This is a genomic window from Microcoleus sp. B13-B6, assembly GCF_036705405.1.
GTDB lineage: Bacteria > Cyanobacteriota > Cyanobacteriia > Cyanobacteriales > Microcoleaceae > Microcoleus.
This window is the reverse complement of record NZ_JAUBUJ010000040.1, coordinates 51134-68548: the sequence shown is the minus strand read 5'-3', so window position 1 is coordinate 68548 and position 17415 is coordinate 51134. Positions and strand designations below refer to the sequence as shown.

General features: G+C 46.0%; 19 protein-coding genes. 10 read left to right on the top strand and 9 right to left on the bottom strand.

Annotated elements, in window-relative coordinates; genetic code table 11:
• Positions 1-273: 273 nt before the first annotated feature.
• Positions 274-1044, top strand: coding sequence for a GerMN domain-containing protein (locus tag QUB35_RS19080; RefSeq protein ID WP_333143344.1), 771 nt, complete (start codon positions 274-276; stop codon positions 1042-1044).
• A gap of 129 nt (positions 1045-1173) precedes the next feature.
• On the opposite strand, the gene QUB35_RS19075 is transcribed toward QUB35_RS19080, so the two are convergent.
• The 3 genes from QUB35_RS19075 to efp all read right to left on the bottom strand — a co-directional run bounded on the left by QUB35_RS19075 (position 1174) and on the right by efp (position 2912).
• Complete coding sequence (locus tag QUB35_RS19075) at positions 1174-1566, bottom strand: ArsR/SmtB family transcription factor (RefSeq protein ID WP_006631662.1); 393 nt, start codon at positions 1564-1566, stop codon at positions 1174-1176.
• 30 nt (positions 1567-1596) lie between these two features.
• Positions 1597-2154, bottom strand: coding sequence for an acetyl-CoA carboxylase biotin carboxyl carrier protein (accB, locus tag QUB35_RS19070; protein WP_333143343.1), 558 nt, complete (start codon positions 2152-2154; stop codon positions 1597-1599).
• A 200-nt stretch (positions 2155-2354) separates the two neighbouring features.
• Positions 2355-2912 (bottom strand): elongation factor P, encoded by a 558-nt coding sequence (gene efp, locus QUB35_RS19065; RefSeq protein ID WP_333058573.1) that lies wholly within the window; start codon positions 2910-2912, stop codon positions 2355-2357.
• 565 nt (positions 2913-3477) lie between these two features.
• Here efp and QUB35_RS19060 point away from each other — a divergent pair.
• The 4 genes from QUB35_RS19060 (at position 3478) to QUB35_RS19045 (ending at position 6959) form a co-directional block, all read left to right on the top strand.
• Positions 3478-4602 (top strand): peptidylprolyl isomerase, encoded by a 1125-nt coding sequence (locus QUB35_RS19060; protein ID WP_333143347.1) that lies wholly within the window; start codon positions 3478-3480, stop codon positions 4600-4602.
• 344 nt (positions 4603-4946) lie between these two features.
• Entirely contained in the window at positions 4947-5261 is a 315-nt protein-coding gene (locus QUB35_RS19055) for a hypothetical protein (RefSeq protein WP_333143342.1), read from the top strand.
• A gap of 27 nt (positions 5262-5288) precedes the next feature.
• The gene (gene thiL / locus QUB35_RS19050; protein WP_333143341.1) at positions 5289-6284 is read left to right on the top strand and encodes a thiamine-phosphate kinase; all 996 of its coding nucleotides are present in this window, start codon (positions 5289-5291) and stop codon (positions 6282-6284) included.
• A 351-nt stretch (positions 6285-6635) separates the two neighbouring features.
• Positions 6636-6959: a hypothetical protein gene (locus tag QUB35_RS19045; protein WP_333143340.1), complete on the top strand. Its 324-nt coding sequence runs from the start codon at positions 6636-6638 to the stop codon at positions 6957-6959.
• 35 nt (positions 6960-6994) lie between these two features.
• Here the strand turns inward: QUB35_RS19045 and QUB35_RS19040 are convergent, their stop codons facing one another.
• The 3 genes from QUB35_RS19040 to QUB35_RS19030 form a co-directional block, all read right to left on the bottom strand.
• Positions 6995-7651, bottom strand: a complete 657-nt coding sequence (locus QUB35_RS19040) for a hypothetical protein (RefSeq protein ID WP_333143339.1) — start codon at positions 7649-7651, stop codon at positions 6995-6997.
• Positions 7652-8214: 563 nt separating this feature from the next.
• The gene (locus QUB35_RS19035) at positions 8215-9405 is read right to left on the bottom strand and encodes a cysteine desulfurase family protein (protein ID WP_333143338.1); all 1191 of its coding nucleotides are present in this window, start codon (positions 9403-9405) and stop codon (positions 8215-8217) included.
• Between the two features lie 61 nt (positions 9406-9466).
• Complete coding sequence (locus tag QUB35_RS19030) at positions 9467-9868, bottom strand: DUF7682 family zinc-binding protein (RefSeq protein WP_333143337.1); 402 nt, start codon at positions 9866-9868, stop codon at positions 9467-9469.
• 191 nt (positions 9869-10059) lie between these two features.
• Between QUB35_RS19030 and QUB35_RS19025 the strand changes: the two genes are divergently transcribed.
• The 4 genes from QUB35_RS19025 to QUB35_RS19010 all read left to right on the top strand — a co-directional run bounded on the left by QUB35_RS19025 (position 10060) and on the right by QUB35_RS19010 (position 13511).
• Positions 10060-11724 carry a DUF655 domain-containing protein gene (locus tag QUB35_RS19025; RefSeq protein ID WP_333143336.1) on the top strand — a complete coding sequence of 555 codons (1665 nt, stop codon included), beginning with the start codon at positions 10060-10062 and terminating at the stop codon, positions 11722-11724.
• Between the two features lie 48 nt (positions 11725-11772).
• Positions 11773-12006: a hypothetical protein gene (locus QUB35_RS19020; RefSeq protein ID WP_333143335.1), complete on the top strand. Its 234-nt coding sequence runs from the start codon at positions 11773-11775 to the stop codon at positions 12004-12006.
• A gap of 44 nt (positions 12007-12050) precedes the next feature.
• Positions 12051-12695 carry a hypothetical protein gene (locus tag QUB35_RS19015; protein ID WP_333143334.1) on the top strand — a complete coding sequence of 215 codons (645 nt, stop codon included), beginning with the start codon at positions 12051-12053 and terminating at the stop codon, positions 12693-12695.
• A 99-nt stretch (positions 12696-12794) separates the two neighbouring features.
• Entirely contained in the window at positions 12795-13511 is a 717-nt protein-coding gene (locus tag QUB35_RS19010; RefSeq protein WP_333143333.1) for a Uma2 family endonuclease, read from the top strand.
• A gap of 200 nt (positions 13512-13711) precedes the next feature.
• On the opposite strand, the gene cax is transcribed toward QUB35_RS19010, so the two are convergent.
• Positions 13712-14812, bottom strand: coding sequence for a calcium/proton exchanger (cax, locus tag QUB35_RS19005; protein WP_333143346.1), 1101 nt, complete (start codon positions 14810-14812; stop codon positions 13712-13714).
• Positions 14813-15006: 194 nt separating this feature from the next.
• On the opposite strand from cax, the gene QUB35_RS19000 reads away from it, so the two are divergent.
• A complete protein-coding gene (locus tag QUB35_RS19000) occupies positions 15007-15756 on the top strand; it encodes a Uma2 family endonuclease (RefSeq protein WP_333143332.1) in 750 nt (249 codons plus the stop codon).
• A gap of 84 nt (positions 15757-15840) precedes the next feature.
• Here QUB35_RS19000 and QUB35_RS18995 read toward each other — a convergent pair whose 3' ends face one another.
• Together QUB35_RS18995 and QUB35_RS18990 are read right to left on the bottom strand one after the other, a co-directional pair.
• Complete coding sequence (locus tag QUB35_RS18995) at positions 15841-16461, bottom strand: DUF6391 domain-containing protein (protein WP_333143331.1); 621 nt, start codon at positions 16459-16461, stop codon at positions 15841-15843.
• 178 nt (positions 16462-16639) lie between these two features.
• Positions 16640-17356, bottom strand: coding sequence for an MORN motif-containing protein (locus QUB35_RS18990; RefSeq protein ID WP_333143345.1), 717 nt, complete (start codon positions 17354-17356; stop codon positions 16640-16642).
• Between the last annotated feature and the right edge of the window lie 59 nt (positions 17357-17415).

The window sequence follows — 17415 nt, the reverse complement described above, 5'->3', positions numbered from 1 at the left end:
CCGACCCCGAAAGGGGATTTAATTCAATGTAAAGCCGTCCTATAAGGACGGGGCTTCAGACCCAGTTTTTTGGTGACATACTCCACGGCGAAATCTTATATTATGGTCTAGGATTCCAATAGTCGGATTCAGAATATGTTGGGCTTGCTATAAAGTGTTCGCTAGCAGCAATGCAATTGTGTCAATTCCAGAATCTAACCATAGACAAATGTAGCTGATCAAGAGTCGCTCCTCACCGTCCCAAGCGCTCTATCTGTAAGGAGAATTTGTATTATGAAAGATGGACAAGAAGTACGCCGCGTCTCCACAGCCGTCATTGCCGGTGTTTGCGGGTTGGCTTTACTAACGGGAGGGGGCATTGCCTGGTGGACAGCGAACCGTTCGCCCAGCCCCGCAGATACGCAGTCTTCTGCTCAAACTACGGCTCCGCCGCTGTCCCCAAGTCCTGCGGAATCTCCTGCTGTAATTATCCCCGTACCCCCTCCAAATCCTGTACAAGTGCCTACAGCTCAGACGCCTACAGCTCAGACGCCTACAGCTCAGACGCCTACAGCTCAGACGCCTAACGCTCTGATCCCAAAGTCACCGCAGCCAAAGCCTTTGCCGCAGACTGATGTCCAGACAGTGCAAGTCTACTGGGTTAAAGATGCGATCGGCAAATTTGAGGGAGTTCCTACGAAAGTAGCTGTCAAACAAGCTGACAAGCCTGATGCAGCTTTACAAGCTGCTTTTAACAGTTTGTTGGCCGGGCCAAAGGATGCAACTGTTTCTAGCGAAATTCCTAATGGGACAAAACTCAGGGGTTTGAGTGTTAAGAATGACGGAGTTTATGTCGATTTGTCGGCAGAATTTACTTCCGGGGGAGGGAGCAATTCGATGACTGGCCGGTTAGGGCAAGTTATCTATACGGCTACGAGTTTACAACCGAATACCAAGGTTTGGATTTCGGTAGAAGGCAAGCCTTTAGAACTTTTGGGTGGCGAAGGTTTGGAGGTGGCTCAGCCGAGTACCCGCCAAAGTTTTGACAAAAATTTTCCCCTTTAGTAATTATGAGTCATTAGTTAGAAGTCATTAGTTAGGAGTCATTAGTCATCGGTCTGAAGGCAGAGAGTAGGGATTGATAACTGATGACTCATGACTGAGGATTGAGGATTGAGGACTGGCAACTAATTTTCAGTGCTTCGTAGTTAGGCTAAATGCCCGAAAGTGTAGGGCTTGCTGTTCGATCCGGCTGGCAAGCCGATCGCACACCATATTACACAGCTCGAATATTAGCTCGTCTTGCACCTTATAATAAGCTGAAGTTCCTTCACTCCGGCGAGTGAGGATACCAGCTTGGAGCATTAGTTTTAGGTGCTTAGAAACATTGGCTTGACTCGTTTGAGTAGCTTCCACCAATTCTTGCACGCATTTTTCGCCGTCGCGAAGCAAGTTCAAAATTCGTAAACGCATGGGTTCGCTCAAAATACTGAAATACTCAGCAACTTGTTGCACAACCTCTTGCGGGACAGGCTGGGATGACTTCATCAAACTCACCGGAGAGAAGTGATCGGGAAATATTAGCATTTATTCTGTCCATAACAATAAAGTAATCCTTCAATCCGGATTAATTCGCATCAACACTTGACCGTATTCGACAGGTTCGCCATTTTGAACTAAAATTTCCATCACTTGACCGGAGACTTCATCAGCATCGATCTCGTTCATCAGCTTCATCGCTTCAATAATACAGACTGTCTGGCTGACCTTGATGCGATCGCCCACATTGACAAAAGGTGGCTCATCAGGAGCAGCAGCGCGATAAAACGTTCCTACCATCGGCGAGATAATTGGCACCCATTTCGTATCTACAGAAGCAGGTACGGCAGCAGGTGCGGCGACAGGGGCGACGGGTACAGGGGCAGCCAGATCCGCTGCTAAATTTTGGTCAACAGCAGGAGGTGACGCTAAGGTGGGGCTAGGAACCGCGCCCAAGGCGATCGGAGCGACAGTCGCCACGGCAGCAGGGAGCGCAGCAGAGGTGCCTGGTGAACTTGCCAGAATGCCTTTGCGTACTGTCAGTTCAATATCCCCACTTTTTAATGTCAGTTCCGAAATGCCAGTTTTGTCTAATACAGTTAGCAGGTCACAAAGCTGGTTTATGTCTAGTTGCACAGCAGATTCAAGGGTAATTGAGAATTGAAAATTGAAAATTGAAAATTGAAAATTCCGAATCAGGCGAAGCTAGGAGAATTAACCGAGTTTGGAGGCAAAAGGGATAGTTTTTAAGCTGTGAGCGATGAGTATTGAATTTTAACTTCTTTAACTCATAACTCAGAACTAAAAACTAAAAACTCCCTTTTTCTCCCTCGTTTCTACTCTCGGCCGAGGTACTTGTCTTCACGAGTATCAATCCGAATCCGTTCTCCAATGGAAATAAATAGAGGCACCATAACCTGAGCTCCGGTGGAGACGATCGCGGGCTTGCTGCCACCAGTGGCAGTATCTCCTTTGACTCCGGGATCGGTTTGCAGCACTTCCAAGACGACAGAGTTGGGGAGTTCCACTTCCATGATTTGGTCGTTCCAGCGCAGGATGCTGACTTCCATCCCTTCACTGAGGTACTTGACACGATCGCCTATTTGCTTAGCATTGAGGCGACTTTCCTCGTAAGTTTCCATATCCATAAAGACGAACTCGTCGCCCTCTTTATAGGTATGCTGCATCACACTCTTTTCCAGGTTGGCTTGAGGCATAGTCTCGCCCGCCCGGAAGGTTTGTTCTACTACGTTTCCGGTTTGGACGTTTTTTAATTTTGTCCGCACGAAAGCCGAGCCTTTTCCTGGCTTGACGTGGAGGAATTCGATAACCCGCCACACGCCGTTATTCCATTCAATTGAAACACCTGGTCGAAAGTCGTTACTGGAGATCATATAAATTTTTGTGGGCAATCCCGTCGCCTTTGGGCACGGGGGAACTACAGTCAGTCGATTTTAGATTTTAGATTTTAGATTTTAGATTTACTCCACAGATGAATTTGGGAGATTGAACCTTGGTCTAAAATTTTGATCTCTCCACGACAGGAGTCTGGGGATTGTATCCGTTTTTGAGCGGGTCAGGTTAAAGCCGCAGTCTAGCTGACGGCATCAAAAAGCAATTGGCATTTTATTTTACCGTTCAAAGGGAGCAAGTGCTGTACTGAAATGTTAATGGCAGTGGGCAGTGGGCTGTTGTCAGTTGACCGAAAGCATCCAGGATACAAGCCCCCGGATTCATCCGTCCAGAAATAAAAAACCTGTATCCGATAAAGGAACCCCCGAATTTATCCGTGGGGTCGCCTCTAAAATCTAAAATCTAAAATCTAAAATCTAAAATCGATTGACTGTTGTTAGTGGGCAGATCCTCCCTAGCCAAACCAACAGACACTTTAGATGGGTAGCAGCAAAGGCGGGCGGGCAGCGCTGTGGGAAGATAAGAGAGGCAATAAAAGTTAAAGTTATGTTGCATTGGCCTAATTTCTCGATCGATACGTGCAAGCGCTGGGTCAAAACCGTCGCTTTAGCGCTCTTGCTGTTCACTCTCTCCCTGAGTTTCAGTGCAGTCTCCCATGCCAAACGCCCCAGTAGCAGTATGCCTGCAGGGAATGCGATTACGGACGGCCGGGCGCTGCTGCGCTTCGCTTTACCTATTGACAATCAGACTGTGCGAGATTTGCAAATCAGTCTCGAAGACATTGGCAACCACATACGATCTAAACGTTGGGGGCCCATTAGCAGCGATGTCAGCAAGGCTTCCAGGATTCTCAACCTTCGGGAGTCTGACCTTTTAGAGAGTATTCCCGACGCCAAAAAGCCGCAAGCTGAGGCGCTAGTTGCAGGAGTCAAGGAGAAAATTGCTCAACTGGAAAAGGCTGTTGAGGCTAAAGACAGGGACAAAGTGATTGACTTGAAAGCCACCATCCTAGGTTCCGTAGGCGAAATCGAAGAGTTGATGGTGACAAAGTTTCCGTTTGAAGTGCCTGCCAAGTATGCTAATCTGCCTCAACTGAAAGGGCGCGCTACTGTGGCTGTACAAACTGAAAAAGGGGAAATTACTGTTGTGGTTGACGGCTACAGCGCCCCGGTTACGGCTGGTAATTTTGTGGATTTAGTCGATCGAGGTTTTTATGACGGTTTGCCGTTTATTCGATCGGAAGAATCCTACGTTTTGCAAACGGGAGACCCCGAAGGCAAGGAAGAGGGTTTTATTGACCCAGCTACTGGCAAATACCGGAATATACCGCTAGAAGTGCTCGTCAGGGAGGAAAAAGAACCTATTTACGGGATTACTCTAGAAGATGCGGGGCGTTATCGCGACGAACCTGTTTTGCCTTTTTCTGCTTTCGGTACTGTGGCAATGGCCCGTACAGAAACTGACCCTGATAGCGCTTCTTCTCAGTTTTTCTTTTTCTTGTTTGAACCTGAACTCACGCCCGCTGGCCTGAATCTGTTGGACGGCCGCTATGCTGTTTTTGGTTACATGATTGAAGGAAAAGAAGTTTTGGAGCAACTGAAGCAGGGAGACAAGATTGTATCTGCTAAGGTAGTTAAAGGAATCGAAAATTTGGTGCGACCTCAAGTTTAATTAATGAGGGCGATTGAAATCGCTTTGACACCAAAGTGACGGCGATTGAAATCGCTTTTACAGAAACAAAGCCCGCCTGCGCGGGCTGAAAAAATCAATAGTGACAGGCATTGAAATCTTTTCTAAATAAAGAAAGGTAACGGCGATTGAAATCACTTTTACACAGACAAAGCCCGCCGGAATCAGGCTGGAAGAAGAGATAATTTTTATATAGCCTTTCTCAGAAAGATGAGGTACTCATGGGCATAGGGCATAGGGCATAGGGCATAGGGCATAGGGCATACCTCACCACGCTTGAGAACCGCTATAGTTACGTTATTGAAATTAGGAATTCCATCGAAAATATGGCTATTTTACAATTTTTATTGGTAATGGGTTTGGGCGGATTCGCAGGCTTGTTGATTGTAAAAAATGTGAATGAAAACAAGCAAAAGCAGCGGTTGGATGAGGCTTTTTATCAGTTGTTGGAAACTCAAAACAGTCAAATTTCGCTGATTCAACTGGCGGCTAGTGCTAGGGTTGAGGCTGAAGTTGCTCAGCAGTATTTAAATCGCCAAGTTAAGATTTTTTCGGCGGTTTTAGAGGTAGATGATGAAGGAGATACTTTTTATAGGTTTCCTAGGTTGCGCTTGCCGCCGAGTTCGGGTAAGGAATGGTAAGAAAGTGCGATCGACTAATTCAAATTTATGCAAGTTAAAGATATCGGTGAACAAGGTCTTTTAAGAATATTGCAAAAATTCTGCCCCGCAGAGATAGTGGGTGATGATTGCGCTGTCATGGCTACAAATCCCAACCAATCTCTGGCTATCACTACCGATATGTTGGTGGATGGAGTGCATTTTAGCGATCGCACTACGGGGCCTTATTACGCAGGATGGCGCGCCGCAGCGGCAAATTTGTCGGATCTGGCTGCGATGGGAGCAACGCCTCTGGCGGTGACTGTAGCCCTCGCTGTGGCGGCGGATACGGCTGTGGAGTGGGTTGAAGAGTTTTATCGGGGGATGACGGCTTGCTTGCAAGAATATGATACGCCGATCGTCGGTGGCGATGTTGTCCGATCGCCCGTTGTGACTGTGGCGATTACGGCTTTCGGACAAGTTGAGTGCGATCGTACCATTAGTCGGTCAAATGCGCGATCGGGCTGGGCGATTGTCGCCACGGGTGTTCACGGAGCCTCCCGCGCGGGATTAGAATTGCTGTTAAATCCTGAATTCGGGCAAAATCTGGAAAAGGTCGATCGAGCTTCTTTAATTCTCGCTCACCAGCGGCCTAAACCGAGGCTGGATGTTTTGCCGGTTGTTTGGGAAATTTTAGATTATGCGGGTGAGTTTTCCATCGCCGGAATGGACAGCAGCGACGGTTTAGCTGATGCGATTATTCAAATTTGTCGGGCTAGCTGTGTTGGCGCAAAGATCGATCGCACAAAACTACCAATTCCCGATATTTTCAGCGAAATCGTATCACCAGAACAAGCTTTAGATTGGGCATTATACGGCGGCGAAGATTTCGAGTTAGTGCTGTTTTTGCCGATCGCAAATGCTCAGTTATTAGTAGAAAAAATAGGAAACGCAGCCGCGATTGTGGGAACCGCTACGGATAGCACGGATATCTGGTTGACTGATAGCAGCGGCATTTATCCTGATATTGTATTAAAGCTCGATCGAGGATTTCAACACTTTTGAATTATCTCTGAGTTCGCTTGGAGTGGATGACAGTTTGTGTAGAGGCGGTTTCAACCGCCTGGTTTGTGCCCTTTGGTTTGTGTCTTCTGGTTTTTCTCGGTAGATGTGGTCTAGTTTTGCCAGATAAGCCCAGCCCAGGCTATTTAAGGTTAGTACGTTCTTGAACGAGAAATCCTCAAGGGTATAGACTGTTAAAGCCGCGTTATAAAGTGCGATAGAGTTTTTTGGGGGAATTTTCGGTAGACTCGGCGGGGTGGGCGACGCTCGCCCTGGTGCTAGTTAAGTAGGGTTGCTAAACTTGGAGGCTAGATACTATCATATTGAATAGATAATGTTTGGTAGACATTCAAAATGACTATTTTTTTACCTTTGTTACAAGTTAATAACTTGACAGGACTAGGTTTATTCGCGACACTATGCAACAACCCTAATCCAAGTGAGTTTATGCTCATTGTTGCCGCAGTAACAGGAATGGTCGGAGCGCTGGTAGTTTTGGTTCCAGCTAGTGCAATTACAATGGTATTTATGGCAAGCACAATCGTAGAGATGATTATGACTGGTGCAACACTTGAATCCATAGCGGCTACAATAGCAGCACAGTTAGGGGCCGCTGGTATTTCCTTGGGATTGGTGTCACAGCTTGTAGAGCAGATTAAAGGGATTATGGGATGCTAGACAATTGTGTAAGGAGTCTAATATGGGCTCGCCCGTTACAGATTTTCCGCCCCCGAAATGTTGACTCTGTTATTGTAAGCTGTAGCCAGATTATTTTGGGTTTGCGTCCATTTTTCGCTACCGGGCTCCCGATTATTTAAAACTATTTGATAACCCGCAATGGCAATTTCAATATTATTCCCTTTATTCCCACTCGGAAACTCACTAATATGACTACTCAAATTTTCAATCAGACCGATAATTGAGCTAATTGTTGGGGCATTTTCGCCAGTAATTAACTTCTGACTTACTTGCTGTAAAGTCTCGGAAAAACTGGCATTCAGGAGATGTTGCCGTTGCTCTAGCATTGGGTAAATTACTGCAATATCGCTATTGCTATCTTGTTCTGCTTGCAATAATTCTATGAAAAAATTTGCATACTCTTGGGAATTTTCGCCTTGAGAGTTCTCGCTATTTCCCTGATCGTTCATCTCGATGAGTGGCCATAGCTGACTGGCTAGATTTCGCAGGAAATTAGCGCCATTCTCCCCTCCTTGTTCTGCTAAGGTTGATGCTACTAACTCGCAGGTTTCCATAAATCCGCGATCGAGTAATTCGGAGTTATCCTGTAAAATCTGCGGTTCCTCTCCGTTCGGGCAATTCAGGAGAGTGTGAATTAATTGCAGATAGGCTTGGGCGCGGTTTTCTTCCATTGTGGGGAGTTGTGAATAACACCGGAATTGATTTTAGCATAATTTTACGATATTTTGTAGGGGCGGATTCGCCAACCATATATAACAATTACCAACCATCTATATAAACCCACCCTCCCACCACCTATAACCCACGTCAACCTAAAATTTGCCTCGCATCGCCCAAATGTAAATGATGATTGTTGGGGAGTTGTGAATAACACCGGGATTTATTTTAGCATAATTTTACCATATTTTGTAGGGGCGGGTTCGCCAACCATATATAACAATTACCAACCATCTATATAAACCCGCCCTGCCACCACCTATAACCCACATCAGCCTAAAATTTGCCTCGCATCGCCCAAATGTAAATGATGATTTTTGGTTGGGTGGGGGCGGGTTTTTTAGATTGTTTATTTCAGGCAATTATGGTTGGTGAACCCGCCCCTACAGGATGTATGAAAAATCATTTTGATTGTGCGCGGGTGGCCAGAAACCGGGTTTTTGGGAGATACTTCATTACAGTCGATAAAAATCGTAAACACCCGGTTTATTTGGAATTTTAACCGCAGATTTTCATGCTAACGCCTAGATAATGCTACTTTGGGCATTAATCTATCCAAAATTTGCTCGATCGCAATTACTGTCCAATCAATATCCGCTTCTGTGGTTTCTCGTCCCAGACTCAACCGAATTCCACCAACGGCACCGATTTCGTCATATCCCATTGCTAATAATATCGGACTAGGAGTTAGTTGGCCGCTGCTACAAGCAGAACCGGAACTAATGCCAATTCCTGCTAAATTTAGCTGCCGCACTAGAGTTTTGCCTGTTATTCGCCCTGTATCTCTCTGTTGATAAGGGCGGGAGGAAGGGGAGACTATGCAAAAACTGACGTGGTGCGGCAGCCGACAATATCGATCGCCAGTTGGTACTAAACTGGGTACGTGGGATAATCGGTCAAAAAGCCGATCGCGCAATGCAATTAACCTCGGCGTTTCCACATCTATTTCCTGCAATGCTAACTCTGCAGCCACCCCAAAACCGACGATTGCCGGCAGCGCTTGTGTCCCGGAACGCAGTTTCAATTCTTGGCCACCACCGCCTAACATTGGCACTAATTCTACTCCCGGACGCACGTAAAGCGCCCCCGCACCTTGCGGCCCGTACAGTTTGTGACTGGAAACCGAAAGCAAGTCTACGGGAAGTTTCTGCACGTCTACTTGCAGCTTGCCGACCACTTGAACTGCATCGGTATGAAACATGATATTGCGATCGCGCGCAATTTGTCCTAATGCCTCAATTGGTTGCAGCGTGCCTACTTCGCTTTGTCCGTAAATGATTGAAATTAACACTGTATTCGATCGCAGCGACTCTTGCAAATCCAAAGGGTGAATTCGCCCCAATTTATCCACTGGTAGGCGCGTCACTTCCCATCCCAACTGTTCGAGTTGTCGTGCCGGTTCTGCTACTGCGGAATGCTCTACGCTGGAGATAATGATATGCTGTGGCTTTGTATAAAGACGCGCAATTCCCATAATTGCCAAATTGTTCGCTTCAGTGCCGCCACTGGTAAAAATCATCGATTCCGGTAGCGCGTTAATCAAGCTAGCAACCTGCATTCTTGCTAATTCTAAAGCTGTCGCCGCCCTTTGTCCCCACTCGTGCAAACTCGAAGGATTGCCCCACTGCTGAGTCAGGGCTTTTTGCATGGCTTGAATCGCTTCTGGGCGTGCGGGCGTTGTGGCGCTATAGTCGAGGTAAATTTGCATGATTTTAAATAACTAATGACTAAGGACTAATGACTAATGACTAATGACTAATGACTGATAACTAACTTCCTGGTTTGCAGACGTTGTAGTCTTCGTGCGACAAAACTTTTTGGGGAGTTAAGAAAGTGCCGCAATCTTCACAAAGCATTCTGTAGTTGCGAGTTACAGGAATACTGATTATCAAACGGTTGTGACGCAGGCGTTTGCCGCCGAAATCTCTGTAATTCTTATTTTCGCCCAAAGCTGCTATAATTGCTCGGGCTTTAGTGACTACGTGGTCGGGCAGACCTCTGAGATCGATGATATCTCTAGCAAATGATGCTTCCCTCTCTTGTTTTTTGGTTTGTTTTTGTGTCAGCACTTCAACGTACTGCTGCTGCGCCACCAACTCTTGCGTGCAGCGATGGCACGCTTTACCATATCCTTTGTGACCGCACGGAAAAATTCTTTTTCTTTTAGCCATAAAGCAGCGGTATCGGGTTTGACCCACGCCCCTGAATGCTGCTACCCTACCAGTGATGCTTCCGGCATCGAGGCAGTTCTACAAGACGTAAAATCTATTCCCTTGCATAAATTTAATAGGTTGTAACTTTACTTGATCGAATAGGTTTGAACTGTGGGATGGCTAATAACCTCTATATTTTTTAAAATTTTGTGGCTGTATTGTATTATCATTTACTCGGTTTCTGTTGTGCTGGGCTGGTGGCACTCAATCTGGCAGGTTGCGGACAAACAAAGCAAGACGTGCAGAATTTACCTATCACTCTGGCTCCCTTGCCTCAAGACCCCTTGTTGCAAGTATACTTCAATCAGTCGATCGCTTCGAGTTATACAGAGCCTTACCGCCAGCAAACTAGACCCGGAGATGATTTAGAAAACTCGATCGCAGTGGCGATCGCTAGTGCTGGATCGACGGTAGATGTTGCGGTTCAGGAGTTTCGCTTGCCCGGTATTGCGAGGGTTTTGGCCGATCGACAGCGATCGGGAATTAAAGTGAGATTAATTGTCGAACATATGTATAGTCGCCCTTGGAGCGATTTTACAGCTCAGGAGTTGGCGAAATTACCGGAAAGAGAGCGCGATCGTTATAGCGAATTTGTGCAACTTGCCGATCGCAATAAAGACGGTAAATTAAGCGCCGAGGAAATCAAGCAAAATGATGCTTTGGTAATTGTCAAGGATGCGGGTATTCCTGTAATTGACGATACTGCTGACGGCAGTAAAGGCAGCGGTTTGATGCACCACAAATTTGTGGTAATTGACGGCAAAACGGTAATCGTCACTTCGGCTAATTTTACCACAAGCGATATACATGGCGATTTCAAGACAGCCGCAAGTCGCGGCAATGCGAACAATTTGCTGAAAATTGAAAATGCTCAAATAGGGCAACTATTTACTCAAGAATTTAACATCATGTGGGGCGACGGGCCCGGAGGCAAACCGGACAGCAAGTTTGGCATCAAAAAGCCGTTTCGTCAAGTGCAAAAAGTAAGAGTAGGGAATTCGACAGTGGCGGTGCAATTTTCGCCGACTTCCCAGACTTTGCCTTGGGAAAAAAGCGTTAACAGTTTGATAAATCGAAATTTGGGTAGTGCGAAAAAGTCGGTTGATTTGGCATTGTTTGTATTTTCGGCTCAGCGGTTGTCCAATACTTTGGAAATTGAAGCTAGCCGGGGAGTTGCGGTGCGAGCTTTAATTGACTCTAATTTTATTTATCGCTCTTACAGTGAAGGTTTGGATATGATGGGTGCGACTTTCATCCAAGATTGTAAGTTAGAAGCTGACAATCGCCCTTGGAGAAAGCCGCTGACTACGGTGGGAGTGCCGCTGTTACCAATGGGCGATCGCCTGCACCACAAATTCGGCGTTGTGGACGGCAAAACAGTGCTTACAGGTTCTCACAACTGGAGTGAGGCGGCAAATCACGGGAATGACGAGACGCTGCTGGCGATCGAGAGTCCCAAAGTTGCGGCCCATTTTGAGCGGGAGTTCGATCGGCTTTACAAAGGTGCAATCATGGGAATTCCCGCCCGAATCAAACAGAGAATTGATGCTAAGAAAAAAGAGTGTGATTCACTACAAGCAGCATCAAAAACTACGAGTGCTAAACCTCAAATTGGTGCGGGTAAAAAGTTAGTTAATTTGAATGCAGCGACTCAGGAAGAATTAGAAACCTTGCCTGGGGTTGGCCCGAAGTTAGCCGAGAGAATTATTGCAGCGCGGCAACAGCAACGTTTTACCTCTTTGGAGGATGTGGCACGGGTACAGGGAGTCGGGGACAAGATTTTAGAGAGATGGCGCGATCGAGTAACTTGGTAATTAAGTTCGTACTCCTGAGATGTTGCACCATTCTCAAGAACAGGCAAGATGCCTGTTCCACAAGAAAATTCACTCTTTGTGGAACGGGCATCTTGCCCGTTCATAAAAGGCTTATTGACAATAGTGCAACATCTCAGTAATCAGGACTTCATTCCTGACTCTAAAAAGTTCACAGTCATAACTTCCGTCCTTGCTTTCGCAACTCAGCATCAAAGACTCAAGTCCTCACTAGAAACCTATTGGATCTACTTTGACAACACATCAGCTCTCAAGTTAAGATAACTTCTAAACAAAATGCTATCTATTCACCTGAGAGGTATAGAGAGATGAAACACGCCAGATTTATTACGGGGAGGCCACAAATCAAATTCCTAGCTATTTTGGTGGGAGCATTTTTTTTGACGCTAGCAGCTTTCACAGTTAGCGCCCAGCAGACTAGCGAAGCACAATTTAGGGTCAAAAACGAAAACGCTTTTAATATTAATTTGATTCAATTTAAGCGCACTGAATATGTAGGTGCGTGTGCTGGTACTGTCTTCTCCCCTGATTCGCAAAGCGCTCGATTTGTCTCCAGCAAAACTCCTCCGGCCCCTAACAGGAGGGTGATGATTAAAAATGTGACTGATGGCATGGAAACTAACCCCTATCCCTACACCGACAGAAGTTACGACAAAGGCGAGTTTTCCGAGGATTTTGCATTTAAGTTGGGTAACAGTCATAAAACAAGAACTTTTTCGGTTTTAGAGGGAGAAAATAAGTTTCTCTATGAAATTAAAGAAAATGACCAAGTTAGAGAACAGGGTGCGCTTACGGCTGAAGTTTCTATACAGAACTTAGGTACTTTTCCCCGTCAGCAAATTTGTCAAGATCAGGTAGAATGTCGGGATACATCTGATTGTCGCGACAGTAAAGGCCGAAAAAGAAGTTGCCGACGAGAGTGTTTTCCTGTTCAACAGTGTCGCTGTCCGTAACTGCTTGAAAAATACCTAATTCTTTTAATTAACCCCAGAGGAATAAAAGAAGAGAGGCTAAAATTAATTAAGAGAACTAAAACCGGAGCGCGGATAAATATGTCTCAGTCTGTTTTACCTGTTTCGGAAACCGATCGAGTTGATGCTTCGCCCACCTTAACTTTTGAAGAATATCTTGTCTATGAGGGAGAACCTGACGTTCTCTACGAACTTCACAGGGGAAAATTAATACCGATGGCAGCCGCAACGGCTTTACACGCAAGCATCTGCGAATTCTTAGTTTACATATTGCAGCGTTACTTAGCTGAACACAATCTCGATTTGGTGGCAAAAACTAATGTGGGAGTGAGAACGGAAGAGAATTCCTCGCGGATTCCTGATGTGATTGTTTGTACTCAAAGTCTTTGGGAACAACTGCTTGCCAGACCTGGTGCTGGCGTCTTCGATTTAGATGAAACGCCAGTGTTAATTGTTGAAGTTGTCAGCCAAAACGAGCGTCAAGATTACGTGACAAAAAGAGCAGAATACGAAAATGCTGGAGTGCCGGAATATTGGATGGCAGACCCTAAACCTAACCGGACTAGGGTCAGAGTTGTAACTTTGCCGGAAAATGAGACTGCTTACGAACAAGCGAATTTTTTCCCTGGGCAAAACATCGTGTCTTTACAGTTTCCAGATTTGATTTTATCAGTGGATCAAATTCTCTCTCCCCCACTTGTCGAAGATTTAATCAGACAAGAACAATCTCGATTACAGCAAGCTGACAGACTGGCGGCGCGCTTGCGGGAGATGGGAATAGACCCGGACGCTATTTAGCACTAAAGTGTCCTTTTGAGATTCGGAATTACTCGTTACCAGGCAGAGCCTGGTAACGCAGATCCGGAGGCTCTGCCTCCAATTTTCATGAAAGCAAACGAGGCAGAGCCTCGCTTACATCGGTTCCCAGGCACAGCCTAGGAACCAGTTAAGAAAATTGAGTTTTTGTGGAACAGGTCGGAGTGCCTGTTCCGCGAAAATCAAGTAATGGGGTGAAAGTAGAATGCCGCTCCTAACACAATATATGTTGCTAAAAGCAGCACTCCTTCGAGCCAATTAGAGCGCCCGTCGATACTGATTAGATTCGCAATTGTCACGGCGATGGCAACTGCAACTACTTCAAACGGATTGAAGTTTAAATCCATCGGCTGATGAATCACTAATCCGATAATCACCAACACCGGCGCTACCAGCAAAGCAACTAGCAAACTCGAACCCATTGCGACAGAAACTGACAAATCCATATTGTTTTTCATCGCAACTCCCACCGCAGTTACATATTCAGCGGCGCCGCCAACAATCGGCAACAGAATTACCCCTGTAAACAGTGGCGTTAATCCCAATCCTTTGGTAGTTTCTTCGACAACACCAACGAAAATTTCTGATTCAAAAGCAACGGCAACAGTTGAGGCAACTAGCACCCCTATCCACAACCACAAATTCGGTTTGTGCGTAGTAGATTCTTCTTTGGTATTTTGAGGATTTTCTGACTCTAGTTCTACTAAGCCAACATCGTAAAGATAGCTGTGCGTTTTTAATGAAAATAGCAGAGTTAAAGCATAAACTGCAATTAGGACGATCGCAGTTATTAAGGAAAGATTTTGAATGGCTGCGGGTTCGACTCCATTGGAGGTGTAAATTACCATTGTCGGCAGCAGGATGGCAATCACTGCTAGAGTCATTGTGGAACCGTTCACCCGCGCGATTATTGGCTTAAATTCCTGTTCTTTGTAGCGGATTCCTCCTAGCAGCATGGAAAATCCCATGACTAAGAGCAAGTTGCTGATAATTGTACCGGTTATGCTGGCTTTCACAATGTCAATTAAGCCGGCTTTCAGGGCAACTATGGCAATAATTAATTCCGTAGCATTGCCGAAGACTGCATTTAATAAGCCGCCTATGGAGGGGCCTGTAACGATCGCCACTTCTTCTGTTGCTGTGCTCAACCAAATCGCCAGAGGTATAATGCCTAAAGCGGATGTGATGAAAACTGCGAGGGAACCCCAGTGCAAATACTCAGCGGCGATGGAAATGGGGATAAAAATTAACAGCGCTATGGAAAGAATCTTTTTGATTGACATAGGAACTCGGATGGTGTAAGGAAGGGTGATGTCGAGTTGTCGGGGCGATCGCAAAGTTGATTTTACACTATTCAACTATTCTCTGACAATTCTGCTGGCAAGTGCGATCGATAAATGGGAATTTTTAACCGGAAATGCACCCAGAGCGAGGCAGATTGAATATAATAGAATTATATCGACATCGGTGAAAAGATATGTCTCAATCTGTAGTGCCAGTTGTTGAATCAAAGCAAATTGATACTTCACCAACCTTAACCTTTGAAGAATACCGATTTTATCAAACTGATTCCGATCTACAATATGAACTGTACAAAGGCAAATTAATTCCGATGCCAACCGCCACAGTTTTACATATCAAAATTTGCGAATATTTAGTTTACAAATTGCAGCGTTACCTAGCTGAACACAATCTTGACTTAGTAGCAAAAACAGGTCTGGGAGTAAGAACAGAAGAAGATACATCTCGGATTCCTGATGTAGTTGTTTGCACTCAAAGTCTTTTGGAACAAGCTGGTGCTAGACCAGGTTCTGGTATCCTCGATTTTGAGGAAAAGCCCCTGTTAGTCATAGAAGTAGTGAGTCAAAATCGGCGCGCAGATTATGTGATTAAACGAGCTGAGTACGAACTAGCTAACGTACCTGAATATGTAATTGTTGACCCTACACCTAACAAGGAATTGGTGCGAGTTTTAGCCTTTCCTGAAGGGGAAGACATCTATACGCAGACTGATTTTAGGGCGGGGCAACAAATAGTGTCTGTAGTATTTCCTAATCTGACATTATCAGTGAATGAAATACTGTCTCCGCCATTAGTTGAAGGGTTGATTAAAGCAGAACAAGCTCGGTTCCAGGAACTTGAGCAGCAAGCTGATGAGCAGCGCCAACGGGCGGAAAGATTGGCGGCGAGGTTGCGAGAATTAGGAGTAGATCCCGATCGCATTTAGGAGGTTTCTGTCAGATCCCCGAATTCTTAAAAAAGTCGGGGATCTGGGTATTCTGTTGTTTGAGGTGGGCTTGATACTGTGCAGCTATTCAACCCAACGCACCCGCACAAAATGAGCTTCGCGTCCCCAGAAGTCGTGACTTACAGTAATATCAACAACACTCAAATTAAACGGAATAGCAGTGGTGACGTACCGCTGAGCCAGAGCTCCCACATCAGGGGCTAACTGAGCCGCAGCAGCCGCCGCTGCACCCAAACCTAAAAGTTGTAGAATCGGCCCGCGAGGCAGGGCTAAATTGATGCCAACAGCAAGTCCTGCCGTTAGCAGCATTGCCACCGACAAATTCGTGCCACAGCGGGGATGTACAGCTAAATCCCACTCTCCGCTGGCAATCCGCTGCAAAGCCTCGCGCACTGCCTGACGCAACTGTGCAATGTTAACGTGACCATAAAGATAAAACCCTTGGTCTGTGGACATTCCGCCCAATAACTCATTATCGGTTCTTGCTGTCGTCGCACCAAACGATTGGCTTAGTACCCAAACAGTAGCGTGTTCCAAAGCATGAACTTGGCGCAAAGTCAAGACTTCCTTCAAACCGGGCACAAAATTGAGTTGTCGCAACAAATCAGCATCTTGAGTCCGCTGCGGGGCAAAGTCGAAGGGAAACTGGCCGGTGTGGCCGGAAGCAGAAGCAGTAGTTGTCATATCAAAACGCCTCCATTAACTCCAATTAAGTGGATATTTAAGATTAGCAATTCGGTTGAGAAAAAGCCGATCGTAAATTATCAATAGTTGTGACTTTAAAACCTAGCAAGGGCAGGTTTTGTGCAAAAATTATTAGCCCTCAACCTGCCCTTACTAATAGAGCGCACTTATTTCCAGTTTATCGTTCGAGCCGCTGGCCGTCGCGGAACACTCCCGGAAACCGCCGGCCACTGGTATCGATAATTGTCCCTTTGCCGTGAGGCAATCCCTTGCGGAACTCTCCCTGATAGCGGATACCATTAGCAAACGCGCAGCTACCCCTAGCATCGAGTTCTTGATTATAGAACTGTCCCGAACACCGGGTACCGTCAGCGCGGGTGAACACCCCCGTACCCAAAGGCTTGCCCCCTAAAAATTGACCGACAAAGCGATCGCCGTTAGCAAAAATGAATTGCCCCTGTCCTGTCGGCGTACCCACTTTCCAATCCAGAGAAAACGGGCCTATATAGCGATCGCCATTAGTAAAAATAGCTGTCCCGGAGCTGATTCTGCCATCTCGGAATATGCCCTCGACGCGGGCGTCGTCCTTAAATATAAATTGTCCTCGACCGTTTGGCTGGCCTTGACGGAACTGCCCCTCATAGCGATCGCCGTTGGAATATACGTATACCCCAGTGCCACTCGGCAAACCGTTAACGAACTGTCCGATGTAGCTATCACCGCCGTCATAGTCGCACCTAACTCTACCTGTAGCGATAGCTGGGACGCAACGACCACTCGGAGCTCCTACCCCTACTTGCGCCATTGATGGCAAGGGATAAGTCGCGTAACTACCAATTCCCAACACTGATGTAACTAATAGAGCGATTCCACTGGTTTTAAAACGGGAAATCATTAACAAAGTCTCTCCTATACGCTTCTGGATATTATTTTGCTTCGTCATTTGTCTTTTGT

Coding starts and splice junctions, on each gene's coding strand:
- QUB35_RS19080 (WP_333143344.1), top strand. CDS start 274: ATGAAAGATGGACAAGAAGTACGCCGCGTCTCCACAGCCGTCATTGCC.
- QUB35_RS19075 (WP_006631662.1), bottom strand. CDS start 1,566: ATGCTAATATTTCCCGATCACTTCTCTCCGGTGAGTTTGATGAAGTCA.
- efp (WP_333058573.1), bottom strand. CDS start 2,912: ATGATCTCCAGTAACGACTTTCGACCAGGTGTTTCAATTGAATGGAAT.
- QUB35_RS19060 (WP_333143347.1), top strand. CDS start 3,478: ATGTTGCATTGGCCTAATTTCTCGATCGATACGTGCAAGCGCTGGGTC.
- QUB35_RS19055 (WP_333143342.1), top strand. CDS start 4,947: ATGGCTATTTTACAATTTTTATTGGTAATGGGTTTGGGCGGATTCGCA.
- thiL (WP_333143341.1), top strand. CDS start 5,289: ATGCAAGTTAAAGATATCGGTGAACAAGGTCTTTTAAGAATATTGCAA.
- QUB35_RS19045 (WP_333143340.1), top strand. CDS start 6,636: ATGACTATTTTTTTACCTTTGTTACAAGTTAATAACTTGACAGGACTA.
- QUB35_RS19040 (WP_333143339.1), bottom strand. CDS start 7,651: ATGGAAGAAAACCGCGCCCAAGCCTATCTGCAATTAATTCACACTCTC.
- QUB35_RS19035 (WP_333143338.1), bottom strand. CDS start 9,405: ATGCAAATTTACCTCGACTATAGCGCCACAACGCCCGCACGCCCAGAA.
- QUB35_RS19030 (WP_333143337.1), bottom strand. CDS start 9,868: ATGGCTAAAAGAAAAAGAATTTTTCCGTGCGGTCACAAAGGATATGGT.
- QUB35_RS19020 (WP_333143335.1), top strand. CDS start 11,773: ATGCCTGTTCCACAAGAAAATTCACTCTTTGTGGAACGGGCATCTTGC.
- QUB35_RS19015 (WP_333143334.1), top strand. CDS start 12,051: ATGAAACACGCCAGATTTATTACGGGGAGGCCACAAATCAAATTCCTA.
- QUB35_RS19010 (WP_333143333.1), top strand. CDS start 12,795: ATGTCTCAGTCTGTTTTACCTGTTTCGGAAACCGATCGAGTTGATGCT.
- cax (WP_333143346.1), bottom strand. CDS start 14,812: ATGTCAATCAAAAAGATTCTTTCCATAGCGCTGTTAATTTTTATCCCC.
- QUB35_RS19000 (WP_333143332.1), top strand. CDS start 15,007: ATGTCTCAATCTGTAGTGCCAGTTGTTGAATCAAAGCAAATTGATACT.
- QUB35_RS18995 (WP_333143331.1), bottom strand. CDS start 16,461: ATGACAACTACTGCTTCTGCTTCCGGCCACACCGGCCAGTTTCCCTTC.
- QUB35_RS18990 (WP_333143345.1), bottom strand. CDS start 17,356: ATGATTTCCCGTTTTAAAACCAGTGGAATCGCTCTATTAGTTACATCA.